The organism is Allobosea sp. CRIB-10 (assembly GCF_900112185.1).
In the GTDB taxonomy this organism is placed as follows: domain Bacteria; phylum Pseudomonadota; class Alphaproteobacteria; order Rhizobiales; family Beijerinckiaceae; genus Allobosea.
In genome coordinates this window covers 41,694-55,734 of the sequence record NZ_FOKP01000020.1, presented here as the reverse complement: position 1 = coordinate 55,734, position 14,041 = coordinate 41,694, and the positions used below count along the sequence as shown (strand labels likewise).

The window sequence follows — 14,041 nt, the reverse complement described above, 5'->3', positions numbered from 1 at the left end:
AAGCATCCTTCGAGACGCCATTTCTGACGAAATGGCTCCTCAGGATGAGGGCTGAGAGAGTCTAGATCGCAGGAGCGACCGATGCCGTCAGCAGGATCAGCGCCGGGGCAGGCCCACCATGTCACCAACCAGGTGCCGCCGCTGGCCGATTACGACGCCTATGCCGCCGATCCCGTGCTGAAGGCGGCGATCGCGGCCTTCGATGCCGGCTGGGCCGATGAGCGTTTGCACGAGGCCGGGCGGACGGTGGGCGCGGCCGAGACGATCGAGATGGCGCGGCTCGCCAACCGGCACGGGCCGGAACTGCGCAGCCATGACCGCTTCGGCAATCGCATCGACCAGATCGAGTTCCACCCGGCCTGGCACGCGCTGATGGCCCGCGCCATCGGGCAGGAGACGCATGCGCTCGCCTGGAACAGGCCGGGGCCGGGGGCGCAGGTGGCGCGGGCCGCCCTGCAATATCTCTGGTATGGCTGCGAGAGCGGCATCTGCTGCCCGATCTCGATGACCTATTCGGCGATCCCGGTGCTGAAGCAGGACCGGGCGCGCTGGGCGGAATGGGGCGCGCTAATCTCCTCGAAGAGCTACGACAAGAGCCAGGGACCCGCCGCCGGCAAGGCGGGCGCGACCGTCGGCATGGCGATGACCGAGACGCAGGGCGGCTCGGATCTGCGCCAGACCCAGACCATCGCCTATGACAATCGCGACGGCACCTATTCGCTGCATGGGAGCAAATGGTTCTTCTCGGTGCCGCATTCCGACGTCTTCCTGACGCTGGCGCGCCATGAGGAGGGCATCTCCTGCTTCGTCGTGCCGGGCTGGCGGCAGGATGGCGAGCGCAACGGGATCGCGATCCAGCGCCTCAAGGACAAATGCGGCAACCGCTCGAACGCCTCCTCCGAGGTCGAATTCCGCGGTGCGATCGGCCATATGCTCGGCGATCCCGGCCGAGGTCTGCGCACCAGCCTGTCGATGAACCACAATACCCGGCTCGATATCGCTGCGGCTTCGGCCGGCCTGATGCGTCAGGCGGTGATGCTCGCCGGCCATCACGCCCAGCACCGCACCGCCTTCCAGCGCCTCTTGATCGACCAGCCGATCATGCAGAACGTCCTCGCCGATCTCGCGATCGAGGCGGAGGCCGCGGCCTGGCTCGCCTTCCGGCTCTTCGCCGCGGTCGACCGGCAGGAGCAGTCCGAGAGCGAGAAGCTGCTGGCTCGGATCGGCGCGCCGCTGGCGAAATACTGGGTGGCGAAGCGCACGCCGGCGGTCGTCGTCGAGGCGCTCGAATGCCATGGCGGCAACGGCTTCATCGAGGAGAACCCGATGGCGCGGCATTATCGCGAGGCGCCGCTCAACTCGGTCTGGGAAGGCTCGGGCAACGTCATCTGCCTCGACGTGTTGCGCTCGCTCGAGCGCGAGCCGGGCTCGCTGCAGGCGCTGCGAGCGGAACTGCACGCGGTCTCCGGGCAGGACCGGCGCTATGACGCGGCGCTGCAGGCGCTGGAGAACGATTTGCAAGATCTCATCCGGCATGAAGGCCAGGCCCGGCTGCTGACCGAGCGTCTGGCGCTGATGCTGCAGGGTGCGCTGCTGATCCGCCATGCGCCGCATGCGGTGGCGGACGCCTTCGTCGCGACGCGGCTCGGCGGGCACTGGTCCGGGCAGTTCGGCGACCTGCCGCTGGCGGTCGATGCGGTGACGCTGGCCAGAAGGGCGGTGCCGGAGGTCTGACGGAGGCGGACAGATCGACCTTTCCTCGATTGCGCCCGCGTGCGAAGGAACCAGCTGCCGCCGCCGCGCATTCTGTCGTGTCGGAGCATCCCTGCCCCGACATTTGCGGAACGATCGACGTGCACAGCGACGCCGGCCTCATCGCCCCCATTCTGACGCAGATGTTCGAGCAGGCGCCGACCTTCATGGCGCTGCTGCGCGGGCCAGAACACCGTTTTGATCTCGCCAATCCGAGCTATCTCAGATTGATCGGCGATCGCGAGGTCGTCGGCCGCACCGTGGCGGAGGCGCTGCCGGACGCCGTTGCGCAGGGTGTCGTGGGCATCCTCGACGACGTCTATCGCACCGGCGTGCCCTATGCCGCGAACGGCGCGCGCTTTGTGATCCAGGCCGAGCCCGGCGGGCCGACGCAGGAGCGCTTCCTCGATTTCGTCTACCAGCCGCTCCGCGACAGCGATGGCAAGGTCAACGCGATCTTCATCGAGGGGGCCGATGTCACCGAGCGAACCCTGGCGGAACGGGCGCGGCGCGAGAGCGAGGCGCTGTACAGGGGTTTGTTCGACGCCATCGATGAAGGATTCTGCATCATCGAGTTCTTCGACGGGCCACATGGCCCGGACAGCGACTATGTCCACATCCAGGCCAATGCCGCCTATGAGCGCCACGCCGGCATCCCCAATGTCGTCGGCCAGAAACTGCGCGAGATGGTGCCGGACGAGGCGGACGCCTGGGTCGCGCGCTATGGGGCGGTGCTGCGCACCGGCGAGCCGATCCGCTTCCAGCAGGAGCTCGTCGCGACCGGCCGCTACCTCGATCTTGCCGCAGTCCGGATCGATCCGCCGAGCCGCAGGCAGGTCGCTGTCATCTTCCAGGACATCACCGCCCGCCGCAAAGCCGAGATCGCATTGGCCGAGCTCAATGCGACGCTGGAGCAGGAAGTCGAAAAGCGCTCGGCCGAACTGATGAAGGCCGAAGAGGCTCTGCGCCAGAGCCAGAAAATGGAGGCCGTCGGCCAGCTCACCGGGGGCATCGCCCACGACTTCAACAACATTCTCGCCGGCATCGGCGGCAGCCTCGAAATGGCCCAGGCGCGGATCGCGCAGGGCCGGATCGCGGACGTCGAGCGTTTCCTGACGGGCGCAAAAAGCGCGGTCCGGCGGGCCGCCAGCCTGACCGAGCGGCTACTCGCCTTTTCACGGCGCCAGACGCTCGACCCCAGGCCGGTCAATGTGAATACGCTGGTCAACGGCATGCTCGATCTGATCGCGCGCAGCGTCGGCCCGACGATCGCGATTGAGGCGGTCGGCGCCGCGGGCCTGTGGACAGTGTTCGCAGATGCCGGCCAGCTCGAGAACGCGCTGCTCAATCTCTGCATCAATTCGCGCGACGCCATGCCGGATGGGGGCCGGCTGACGATCGAGACCTCCAATCGCTGGATGGACGAGCGGGCGGCAAAGGCGCGAGACCTGAAGCCGGGTCAGTACGTCTCGCTCTGCGTCTCCGACACCGGTACGGGCATGGCGGCGGAGGTGGTCGAGCGCGCCTTCGATCCGTTCTTCACGACCAAGCCGATCGGGCAAGGCACCGGACTTGGCCTATCAATGGTTTACGGCTTCGCCGGCCAGTCGGGCGGTGCGGCACGGATCTATTCGGAGCCCGGCAAGGGCACGATGATCTGCATCTACCTGCCGCGCCATATGGGCGAGGTCGTCGAAGCCGGCGAAGCCGCCACGGATTCCGTAGTGCCCGCGCCGGCGGCCGGGGGAGAAACCATCCTGGTCGTCGACGACGAGCCTTTGGTCAGAATGCTCGTCGTCGAGCAGCTTGAAGAGCTGGGCTACGCCGTGATCGAGGCGGATGACGGTCCTTCGGCGATGAGGATCATCGACAGCAAGCAGCCGATCGATCTGCTCGTGACCGATGTCGGGCTGCCGAGGGGCATGAACGGCCGCCAGCTCGCCGACGCGGCGCGCCAGCGCCGTCCCGGCCTCGAAGTGCTGTTCGTCACCGGCTATGCCGAGAACGCGGTGCTCAACCATGGCCATCTCGAACCGGGCATGCACATCATGACCAAGCCGTTCGAGATGGAGATCTTCGCACAGCGTGTCCGGGACTTGATCGACAGGCGCAGGGAGGCGAAGCGCTGATGCCCGTCAGACGTCCGGCGCGAAATCCATCGCCACGCCGTTGATGCAGTAGCGCAGGCCGGTCGGCGGCGGGCCGTCGGGGAAGACGTGGCCGAGATGGCCGCCGCAATTGGCGCAATGTACCTCGACCCGGTGCATGCCGTAGCTGTAGTCCTCGCTCTCCTCGACCGCGCCCTCCAGCGGCTGGTCGAAGCTCGGCCAGCCGGTGCCGCTCTCGAACTTCTTGTGCGACTTGAACAGAGGCTGGCCGCAGCCGACGCAAGAGAAGGTGCCGGCGCGCTTCTCGAAATTCAGCGCGCAGGAGCCAGCCCGCTCGGTGCCGTGGCCGCGCAGCACCTGGTACTGCTCCGGCGTCAGCTTCCGGCGCCATTCGGCGTCGCTGAGCTGGAAGGGGAATTCACGCTCTGCCGGCTTTCCCGTTTTGGCGAACATGTCCATCAGGCCCATGCGAGGCTCCTTTCCGTGCGCTCTTGTTCGATTGTCGCGCGTGATATGGGGATTTGTCTTCCTGATTTCAGCCCTCCGCAACATGGAGTGCTTCACGTTCGTGTTCGGCAATGATCGCTCGCTTCTCCGGCTGCCCGCCGCGTCACCCAACCGTCACGCGACTCCTCTAGTCGGCTCGCCATCGCAATGGGCGGAAACGAGGCTCTCGTGACGCAGACGATCCGCGCGGTGAAGCGCACGACGAATCTCGGCCTCAACACCGCCGTCCATCGCAGCAAGCCCCTGTCGCGCGCCGGCGTGCTGGAGCGGATGTTCACGCTCGCCTTCTCCGGGCTGGTCTATCCTCAGATCTGGGAGGACCCGGTCGTCGACATGGCGGCGCTGGCGCTGCAGCCCAGCGACCACCTCGTCGCGATCGCCTCCGGGTCCTGCAACATCCTGTCCTATCTCACCGCCGACCCGGCGAAGATCAGCGCGATCGACCTCAACGGCGCCCATATCGCGCTGGGCCATCTTAAGCTCGCCGCGCTGGCCGAGATCGACGATCACGCGGTCTTCCGCCGCTTCTTCGGGCAGGCGCAGTCGAAGGCCAATGTCGAGACCTATGACCGCCTGATCGCGCCGCGGCTCGATGCCGTTAGCCGCGCCTATTGGGAGGGCCGCAACCTTGCCGGCCGCCGTCGCATCGAGGTCTTCGCCCGCAACTTCTACCGCTACGGCCTGCTCGGCCGCTTCATCGGCACCGGGCATTTCGTAGCCCGCCGGCTCGGCTTCGACCCCAGAGTGATGCTGAAAGCCAAGACGATGGAGGAGCAGCGGGCGCTGTTCGACCGGCATCTGGCGCCGGTCTTCGACAAGAAGCTGGTGCGCTGGCTGGTCCGCCAGCCGGCCTCGCTCTACGGCCTCGGGATCCCGCCGGCACAGTACAAGGCGCTCGCCGCCGACGGCGATGCCGGCATCCGCGCCGTGCTGCGCCACCGGCTGGAGCGGCTCGCCTGCGGCTTCGACCTCAAGACCAACTATTTCGCCTGGCAGGCCTTCGGCCGCGGCTATGGGCCGGAGCCGGATGCTGCGGTGCCGCCCTATCTGGAACGCGGCCATTTCGAGGCGGTGAAGGCGCGCGCCGGGCGTGTCTCCTATCATCAGAGCGCGATCACCGCCTTCCTCGAGAAGCAGCCGGCCGAGAGCTGCAATGGCTTCGTGCTGCTCGATGCGCAGGACTGGATGAACGATGCCGATTTGACGGCCTTGTGGGCGCAGATCACCCGCAGTGCCGCCCCGGGTGCCCGGGTGATCTTCCGCACCGCCGCCGACGAGCGCCTGCTGCCGGGCCGCGTGCCGGAGGCGATCCTGTCGCAATGGCAGTACCAGGAGGAGCGCAGCCGCGAGCTCGGGGCGCGTGATCGCTCCTCGATCTACGGCGCCTTCCACCTCTATGTCCGTGGAGCGGCTGCGTGAGCGCGGCGGAGGGCAGGGCGGATGCCGCCGGCCTGATGGACCGGATGTACCGCTTCCAGCGGCACATCTACGATGCGACCCGCAAATTCTACCTGCTTGGCCGCGACGGGCTGATTGCCGAGCTGAAGCCGCCGCCGGGCGGGGCAGTGCTCGAGGTCGGCTGTGGCACGGGCCGGAATCTGATCAAGATCGCGCAGGCTTATCCGCACGCACGCTGCTACGGCCTCGACGTTTCCGAGGAGATGCTGCGCACCGCCCGCGAGCAGGTGGCGAAGGCGGGGCTGTCCGAGCGGATCGTCCTGGCGCAGGCGGATGCGACGGATTTCGATTCGCAGGCACTATTCGGCCGCGCCGGCTTCGAGCGAGTGGTGATTTCCTATGCGCTCTCGATGATCCCGCCCTGGCGCGAGGCGCTGGCACAGGGGCTCGCCGTCGTTGCACCGGGCGGCGCGCTGCACATCGTCGATTTCGGCGACCAGGCGCATCTGCCGGGGCCGTTCAGAGCGGTGCTGAATCGCTGGCTGGCGCTGTTCCATGTCACGCCGCGCCGGGATCTCGATGCAGTCGTGACCGATCTCTGCGCCGAGACCGGGACGATCGGCAGCACGACTCGGCTGTTCGGCGGTTACAGCGTGCAGGCGGTCGCGATCCGGCCGGCTTGAGCGCCAGGACTGGACGCCGTCGCTGCTGCGCTGCTACGCCAGCACCATGAGCGCCGCCGCCGATCCCGACGACAGCAGCACTGGACGATCCGGGCTGCGCGACCGCCTGCGCCAACTCTATCACGGCCGCACCCCGGCGGCGCTGCGCTTCCAGTTCGCGACGCTGATCGTCGATCTTCTGATCATCGGCTTCTTCATCGCAACGCCGATGCTGCGCGACCGGCCGGAATTCCTCTGGCTCGACTATGCCGTCGCGCTCATCGTCGCCGCCGAGATCGCGGCGCGCTTCCTCGCCTCCTCGAACATGCTGCGGCTGCTGCGCCAGCCGACCATGCTGCTCGACCTCTTCATCCTGGCGACGCTGCTGGCGCCGCAATGGCTGGAGAATTTCGGCTTCCTGCGAATCTTAAGGCTCTGGTCGTTGTCGCAGCGCGGCCAGCTCTGGGCGCAATTGCGGCAGACGCGCTATCGCGACTGGGAGGACGTGGCGCGGGCGCTGATCAACCTCGCGACCTTCCTCTTCGTCGTCACCGGCTTCGTCTACACCTTCTTCTTCATGAACCGGTCGGGGCTGGAGGGCTATGTCGAGGCGCTCTATTTCACCGTCACCACGGTGACGACGACCGGCTTCGGCGACATCACCTTGCCGGGCATCGCCGGCAAGCTGACCTCGATCGTGGTGATGATCACCGGCATCTCGCTGTTCGTGCGACTGGCGCAGGCGGTGTTCCGGCCGCACAAGGTGACATTTTCCTGCCCGGAATGCGCCTTGCAGCGCCATGAGCCCGACGCCGTACACTGCAAGGCCTGCGGCCACCGGCTGAAGATCCCGGACGGCGACGATTAGCTCCGATTCCGGAGCTAGTGCCGCGTCTCCGTCTCGCGTTCCGCTTCCGGCGCCGGCTCGCCGAGGGTGATCGCGCTCTTCTGCGGCATGCCGATCATCCGGCCGACCGTGGCCGGGCGCGGCATCTGCGCATGCGCCGCCTTCATGATCGCGAGATTGGCGAGGATGTCGGGCGGGAAGGGGGTCACCCTGCGATCGTTCATGTCGACGTGCAGCGATAGGTTCTCGGAGGTCGCGGCGAGCCAGCCTTCGCTGGCATGGCGCATCTCGAGATAGTAGTGCAGCCGCTTGTCGTCGAAGGCGATGAGTTGCGCGGTGACCCGCACGAGATCGCCCTCCGTCAGCTCGCGCTTATAGAGCACATGGCATTCGGCGGCGAAGAAGGAGGCGTGACGGCTCTCGACATAGTCCTGGTTCAGGCCGACCAGCGAGAAGACCTCGTCGACTGCGCGATCGAACAACACATGGTAATAGGCCATGTTGAGATGGCCGTTATAGTCGATCCAGTGCGGCTCGACCCGCATCGGGGACGAGACGAAGGGAGCAAAAAACAAAGCGGGCGTGCGAATTTCGTCCGGCATCGGCTCCTCCTTTCGGTCCGTCTGTCGTCGATGCGTAGGCGGCTCTGCACCGCCGGCTCTTGCCGGCGCGGGCGCGGCGCGTGAAAACAACACAAGCCGCTACTCCAGGGCCGAACCATTCCAGACTAGGCGAAGTTCTCCAGCCATGACAATGCCTTCTTCCGCTTCCGCGTCTCAGGCCCCCCTTGCTCGTGTTGCAGAGCTGCCGCCTTCGCCGCAGGCCATTGCGGCGCTGACGCAGGCGCTGGCGGCGCTGTTCGGCAACCGGCTCGTCACCAGCCTCGCGGTCCGGCAGCAGCACGGCCATACCCTGACCTGGATCCCGAACCAGCCGCCGGATGCGGTGGTCTATCCTGAGAGCACCGAAGAGGTGGCCTCCATTGTCAAATTGTGCGCCAAGCACGGGGTTCCCGCCATCGCTTTCGGCACCGGCACCTCGCTGGAGGGCCATGTCAACGCGCCCTTCGGCGGCGTCTGCATCGACATGTCGCAGATGAAGCGGGTCGTCGCGGTCCATGCCGAGGATCTCGACTGCACCGTCGAGCCCGGCATCACCCGCAAGGAGCTCAACGAGCACCTGCGTGACCAGGGCCTGTTCTTCCCGATCGATCCTGGCGCCGATGCCTCGATCGGCGGCATGGCGGCGACGCGCGCCTCCGGAACCAACGCCGTGCGCTACGGCACGATGAAGGACAATGTCATCGCGCTGACCGCGGTGATGGCCGACGGCTCGATCGTCAAGACGGCGAGCCGGGCCCGCAAATCCTCGGCCGGCTACGATCTCACCCGCCTGATCGTCGGCTCGGAAGGCACGCTCGGCATCATCACCGAGGTGACGCTGAAGCTGCAAGGAATCCCCGAGGCGATGTCGGCCGGCGTCTGCCCGTTCCCTTCGGTGAAGGCGGCCTGCGACGCGACGATCATGACGATCCAATCGGGCCTGCCGATCGCGCGGATCGAGCTGGTCGACGACGTGATGATGCGCGGCGTCAACCTGCATTCCAAGCTCGGCCTGCCGGAGACGACGATGCTGTTCGTCGAGTTCCACGGCTCGGAGGAGGGAGTGAAGGAGCAGGCCGAGCGCTTCGGCGAGATCGCGGCCGAATTCGGCGGCGGGCCGTTCGACTGGGCGACCAGGCCGGAGGATCGTTCGAAGCTGTGGCAGGCGCGGCACGACGCCTATTGGGCGGCCCGCGCGCTGCGTCCCGGGGCGGAATCGGTCGCGACCGATGTCTGCGTGCCGATCTCGCGGCTGGCCGAATGCGTCGACGAGACCAAGCGCGACATCGAGGCGTCAGGCTTGATCGCGCCGATCGTCGGCCATGTCGGCGACGGCAATTTTCACACGCAGCCGCTGGTCGATCTCGCCGATCCCGACGAGGTTGCGCGCTGCGAGGCCTTCATCGACCGGCTGGTCAAGCGAGCGCTCGCCATGGAAGGCACCTGCACCGGCGAGCACGGCGTCGGCCAGAAGAAGATGAAGTACCTCGCGATCGAGCACAGCCCGGCCGCGCTCGCCACGATGCGGCTGATCAAGCGCGCGCTCGACCCGCAGAACATCCTCAATCCCGGCAAGATCATCGCCTTGTGACATTCCAGACGGGGATCATTCGCAAGAATGTCGTGATCCTGCCGCGACTTGCGTGCATGATTGCGCCGTCGACATGTTGAGGATCAATGCAAGAGCGTGCGTGAGGCCCTGACCTTTCTGGCCGGGCTGCTCGTCGCGGCGTTGCTGGCCGCGCTGCTGGGGCCGGGCTTCGTCGACTGGCGCGAGTACAGGCCCCATTTCGAGCAACGCATCAGCGCCGCGCTCGGCGTGGAGACGCGCGTCGCCGGCGAGATCGGGCTGCGGCTGCTGCCATCGCCGCGGCTGAAGCTCGGCGAGGTCCGCCTCGGTTCGGGCGAAAGTGGCACGAGCAGCGCTACGATCGAGACGTTGACGGCCGAGCTCGCGCTGGCGCCGCTGGCGCGCGGCGAGTTCAGGCTGGTCGAAGCCGAGGCGGATGGGCTGACGCTCAACCTTACCGCCGACGAGAGCGGCGCCATCGCGCTGCCGGCCCGTCAGGGCGCCGGCTTGCCGAGCGAGACGGCGATCGATCGGCTGGCGATCCGCCGTGCAGCCGTGATCTGGCGCGAACCCGGCAAAGCGGCGCAGACGCTGGCGCCGATCTCGGTCGATGTCTCCGCCGTTGCCCTGCATGGGCCCTGGCGCGTCGAAGGCGAGATCGCCGGCTCGTCCCTGCGCTTCGCGACCGGCGCCATCGAGGCCGACGGGCGATTGCGGACCAAGGCGTCGCTCATCGGCGAGCAGACGCAATTCGGTTTCGACGGTTCGCTGATCCTTGGCGGAGCGGAACAGCGTGTCAGGCCCGGGCTCGAAGGCAGTTTCACGATGGCGCCGGGCGGGGCCGTCAGCCTGGCTGGGCGGGTCGCCGGCGACAGCCGCCGCCTCGACTTCTCCGGTCTCGCCATCGACATCGCCGGCGGTGCGGCGCGGCTGGAAGGCGAGGGCTCATTCAATCCCGCTGACAGCAAAGGCAGCATCCAGCTCAAGGCGCGCCGGCTCGATGCCGACGCACTGAGCGAAGCGCTCGCCCAGCGGCCGGGCTATCAGCGTGCCCTGCAGGCATTGCCGGGGCCGGTCGATCTCTCGCTCGATCTCGACCAGATCGTCTGGCGCGGCGAAGACTTCAGCGGCTTTGCCCTGCGCGGCAAGCTTGATGGCGACGGGATCGAGGCGGGCAGCGCCACGGTCAGGATCGCCAACGCCGTCCTCGACGCGCGTGGCGCGCTCGATGGCCAGGGCTTTCGCGGCACGGTCGAGGCGAAGGCACCCGATGCCCGCCGGGCGGCGCTGGCGCTGGCGCGGCTCGGCGTCGAGGCCGGGCTGGCCGACAGCTTTGCCGCCCTGCGCAGCTTCGACGGGACGGCGACGCTGGACTGGAGCAGTGAGCGCCTCGCGATCGCCCGCATGACCGCGCGGGCGGGCTCTGGTCCTCGGCTGGAAGGGTCCGGCGCGATCACGCCGAGCAGGCTCGATGCCAAGCTGACGGTGAATGGGCTCGACCTTTCGACCCTGCCGGCCGGCGACAGTCTGAACGCGCTCGCGGGCCGGCGCGATCTTGCGCTCGATCTCACCCTGAACGGGTTGCGCTATCTTGCGACGCCGCCAGGCTCGGCCCGGCTCGCGTTGGCCCGGCAGGGCGCCGATTGGCGCCTCAGCCGCCTGGCGGTCGACGGTTTCGGCGGCGTCAAGGTCGAAGGCGAGGGCGCGCTGTTGCCGGGCGGCGGCGAGATCGCCGGGCGGGTGCGGGCGCCGCGCTTCGCCGCGCTGACGGCGCTGGCCGGGCCGCTGCTGCCGGAAGGCTTCCGGCGCGTACTGCCGCGGATCGAGGACGGGCTCGCCGGCATCGATGCCGGCTTCAAGCTGGCGCGTGCGTCCAATGGCGAGACCAGCGTCGTGGCGGAGGGCTCGGCCCAGGCCGGGAGGCTCTCGCTCAACGGCAAGCTCGACGCCGCCGGGCAGTGGAGCGGCGGCGACGTGAAGCTCTCGCTGGATGACCGGCGCCGTGCCTTTGCAGCCTTCGGCCTGCCGCGCCCGGCACGCGGCGGCTCGGGCGAGCTGTCGCTCGGCTTCGGCTCGAACGGTCCGGTCGGTTCGCTCGCCGGTCCTGGGCTGATGCTGGTTCTGGAGAGCGCCGGGGGCGGGGCGCGGCTCAGCCTGCAGGCCGACGGGCCGGACCAGGTGCTGCCGGACGGGCTGGCGCGGCTGGTTCCGGACGGCGTTCTCGATGCCTCCGGGCGTGTCAGCTTCGGCGAAGAAGCCAGGCTCGACGATCTCGTCGTCAATGCCGGCGGCAAGGCGGCGCGCGGCGTGCTGAGCTTCTCGGCCGAAAACGGGATCGGCGGGCGACTCGATCTTCCCTATCTCGCCCTGCAGCCCGCGCTCACGGCGGTGCTCGGCCAGGCCCAGCCGGTGGCTGGCAGCCAGTGGTCGCCGAGCCGCTTCCAGGGCGCGACAGGGCTCGGGGAGATCAGGCTGGCCCTTGCCGCCGAGCGGCTTGACCTGACCGACAAGATCGCCCTGTCCAAGGCTCGGCTCGACCTGACAGCAGGGCCGGATGGGCTCGTCCTCGACAATCTGCGCGGCAACCATGCCGGCGGCGAGGTCAGCGGGCGGCTCACCGCCCGCCGCGAGGGCGGGCTGGCGCAGATCACCGGCAGGCTCGGCCTCAACGGGCTCGACCTTGCCACACTGACCAAGGGAGCGCTGACCGGCAAGCTGTCGGGCAGCTTCGAGGCTGGCGGCTCGGGCGAGAGCCCGGCACGGCTGATCGCGGCACTCGGCGGCGCCGGCTCGATCAGCGTCTCCGGCGCCGGCATGGCCCGCTTCGACCCTGCGGCGATCTCCAAGGTGATCGCCGCGACGGGTGATGACGCCTCCGAAAGCGAGACTGGGCGCCTGCAGGACCGGATCGGCGAGGCACTGGAGAAGGCGAGCTGGCCACTCGGCGACGTCACCATCCCCTTCACCCAGGCGGCGGGCGTGCTGCGGGTTTCACCCGTCTCGGTCGAGCGTGCCGGTCTCAGGGCCGATGCGACCGGCCTGGTCGACTGGCGGGCGATGACCACCGATCTGCGCCTGAATCTGCGTCCGCTCGGGGCCGCGCCGAAGGGCTGGCCGGACCAGATGCCGCAGGTCGGCGTCGCCTGGCGCGGGCCGCTGGAGGCGCCGCGTCGCGAGACCGATGTCGGGGCGCTCTCCAATGTCGTGGCGGCGCGGGCGCTGGCGCGCGAGATCGAGCGGGTCGAGGCCTTCGAGGCCGATCAGCGCGAGCGGGCGATGCATGTGCGCCGCCTGCGAGCCGAGCGCGAGCTCCGCGAAAACGAGCGCAAGCTCGCCGAGTTCCTGAAGGCGGAGGAGGAACGTCGCATCGCCGAGGAGAAACGGGCGGAGGAAGCGCGCAAGGCCGAGGAGGCCAGGCTCGCCGAGGAAGCCCGCAAGGCCGAGATCGCACGGCGCGCCGAGGAAGCAAGGCAGGCCGAGGAAGCGCGCAGGGCGGAGATCGCCCGCAGGCTGGAAGAAGCGCGCATCGCCGAGGAGGCGCGCAAGGCGGAAGTCGCGAAGCGCCAGGAGGAATTGCGGAAGGCCGAGGACGAGCGGCGCCGGGCCGAAGCCGAGGAGCGGGCCAGGCAGGCGGCGATCCGGGCCGCTATCGAGGGGCGGCCGGGGCCGATGATCCTGCAGGGCGCGCCACCCTCCTACATTCCGGGCGATCCGCCGGGATATGGCAGGCCGCGTGGCGAGGCCCCGCCATTGCCGCCGCCGCTCGACATCCAGTCGGTGCCGCGGCCGCTGTCGCGCTCGCCGCTACAGAACTGATTCAACATGCTGGGAAACTGAATCAAACACGTGTGGCGTTGATTCAATATTTTCTCGCAAACTGCTGATTGTGCAGGATTTTCTGTTCTGTCCGATCAGCCGCCTTGCAGCAATTTGAACGCGATCGCCCACATGGTGGCGGCGACGATGCCGTCGAGAATCCGCCAGGATTTGGGATCGGCGAAGAGCGGGCGCAGCCAGCGGGCGCCATAGCCGAGCCCGAAGAAGAACAGGAACGAGGCCGTCATCGCGCCACCGGCGAAGACCAGTTCCTGTCCGGGGAACTGGCTGGCGATGCTGCCGATCAGCAGCACCGTGTCGAGATAGACATGCGGGTTGAGCCAGGTCAGCGCGGCGCAGGTGACGAGGCTGGCGGAGAGCGTCGCGCCACCGGCGGTGCCGACCGCCAGCGCCTCGGAGGAGCGCAGGGCCGAAACCAGGCTGCGCGCGCCATACCAGATCAGGAAGGCGGCGCCGCCATAGCGCAGGGCCGGCTCGAGCATTGGCAGCATCGCCGTCGCCTGCCTCAGGCCGACGACGCCGGCCAGGATCAGCACCGCATCCGAGAGCGCGCAGGTGAGGCAGACCGCGAAGACATGCTCGTTCCTGAGGCCCTGCCGCAGCACGAAACTGTTCTGGGCGCCGATGGCTACGATCAGGCTGAGGCCCATGGTGAAGCCGGTGACATAGACGGAGAGGGGCATTGGCGGCGATCCTGTTTCGCCGTTCTGCCTAGGTGGTGAGGTTCCTTTAGTGTAGTTAAATATCGTTACTCCGAT

The 14,041-nt window shown here is 68.1% G+C and carries 10 protein-coding genes; 7 read left to right on the top strand and 3 right to left on the bottom strand.

Going from position 1 to position 14,041, the window contains the following annotated elements; all coding sequences use genetic code 11:
- Nucleotides 1-81: 81 nt before the first annotated feature.
- The gene (locus BMZ69_RS21950) at nucleotides 82-1,734 is read left to right on the top strand and encodes an acyl-CoA dehydrogenase family protein (RefSeq protein ID WP_092160745.1); all 1,653 of its coding nucleotides are present in this window, start codon (nucleotides 82-84) and stop codon (nucleotides 1,732-1,734) included.
- A gap of 119 nt (nucleotides 1,735-1,853) precedes the next feature.
- Nucleotides 1,854-3,881 (top strand): PAS domain-containing protein, encoded by a 2,028-nt coding sequence (locus BMZ69_RS21945; protein WP_244543471.1) that lies wholly within the window; start codon nucleotides 1,854-1,856, stop codon nucleotides 3,879-3,881.
- Nucleotides 3,882-3,887: 6 nt separating this feature from the next.
- On the opposite strand, the gene msrB is transcribed toward BMZ69_RS21945, so the two are convergent.
- Complete coding sequence (gene msrB, locus BMZ69_RS21940; protein WP_244543477.1) at nucleotides 3,888-4,319, bottom strand: peptide-methionine (R)-S-oxide reductase MsrB; 432 nt, start codon at nucleotides 4,317-4,319, stop codon at nucleotides 3,888-3,890.
- A gap of 216 nt (nucleotides 4,320-4,535) precedes the next feature.
- On the opposite strand from msrB, the gene BMZ69_RS21935 reads away from it, so the two are divergent.
- The 3 genes from BMZ69_RS21935 to BMZ69_RS21925 are packed head-to-tail and all read left to right on the top strand — an operon-like array spanning nucleotide 4,536 to nucleotide 7,295.
- Nucleotides 4,536-5,786: a BtaA family protein gene (locus BMZ69_RS21935; protein WP_092160903.1), complete on the top strand. Its 1,251-nt coding sequence runs from the start codon at nucleotides 4,536-4,538 to the stop codon at nucleotides 5,784-5,786.
- A gap of 44 nt (nucleotides 5,787-5,830) precedes the next feature.
- The gene (locus BMZ69_RS21930) at nucleotides 5,831-6,448 is read left to right on the top strand and encodes a class I SAM-dependent methyltransferase (RefSeq protein WP_092160902.1); all 618 of its coding nucleotides are present in this window, start codon (nucleotides 5,831-5,833) and stop codon (nucleotides 6,446-6,448) included.
- 46 nt (nucleotides 6,449-6,494) lie between these two features.
- Nucleotides 6,495-7,295 (top strand): ion channel, encoded by an 801-nt coding sequence (locus tag BMZ69_RS21925; RefSeq protein ID WP_092160743.1) that lies wholly within the window; start codon nucleotides 6,495-6,497, stop codon nucleotides 7,293-7,295.
- Between the two features lie 14 nt (nucleotides 7,296-7,309).
- On the opposite strand, the gene BMZ69_RS21920 is transcribed toward BMZ69_RS21925, so the two are convergent.
- Nucleotides 7,310-7,876: a thioesterase family protein gene (locus BMZ69_RS21920; RefSeq protein WP_092160741.1), complete on the bottom strand. Its 567-nt coding sequence runs from the start codon at nucleotides 7,874-7,876 to the stop codon at nucleotides 7,310-7,312.
- Nucleotides 7,877-8,027: 151 nt separating this feature from the next.
- Between BMZ69_RS21920 and BMZ69_RS21915 the strand changes: the two genes are divergently transcribed.
- Both BMZ69_RS21915 and BMZ69_RS21910 read left to right on the top strand, forming a co-directional pair.
- On the top strand, nucleotides 8,028-9,467 hold the full coding sequence (locus BMZ69_RS21915; protein ID WP_210188070.1) for an FAD-linked oxidase C-terminal domain-containing protein: 1,440 nt from the start codon (nucleotides 8,028-8,030) through the stop codon (nucleotides 9,465-9,467).
- Between the two features lie 96 nt (nucleotides 9,468-9,563).
- A complete protein-coding gene (locus tag BMZ69_RS21910) occupies nucleotides 9,564-13,262 on the top strand; it encodes an AsmA family protein (RefSeq protein ID WP_175506925.1) in 3,699 nt (1,232 codons plus the stop codon).
- A 95-nt stretch (nucleotides 13,263-13,357) separates the two neighbouring features.
- On the opposite strand, the gene BMZ69_RS21905 is transcribed toward BMZ69_RS21910, so the two are convergent.
- Entirely contained in the window at nucleotides 13,358-13,966 is a 609-nt protein-coding gene (locus BMZ69_RS21905) for a LysE/ArgO family amino acid transporter (protein WP_092160735.1), read from the bottom strand.
- Nucleotides 13,967-14,041: the final 75 nt, after the last annotated feature.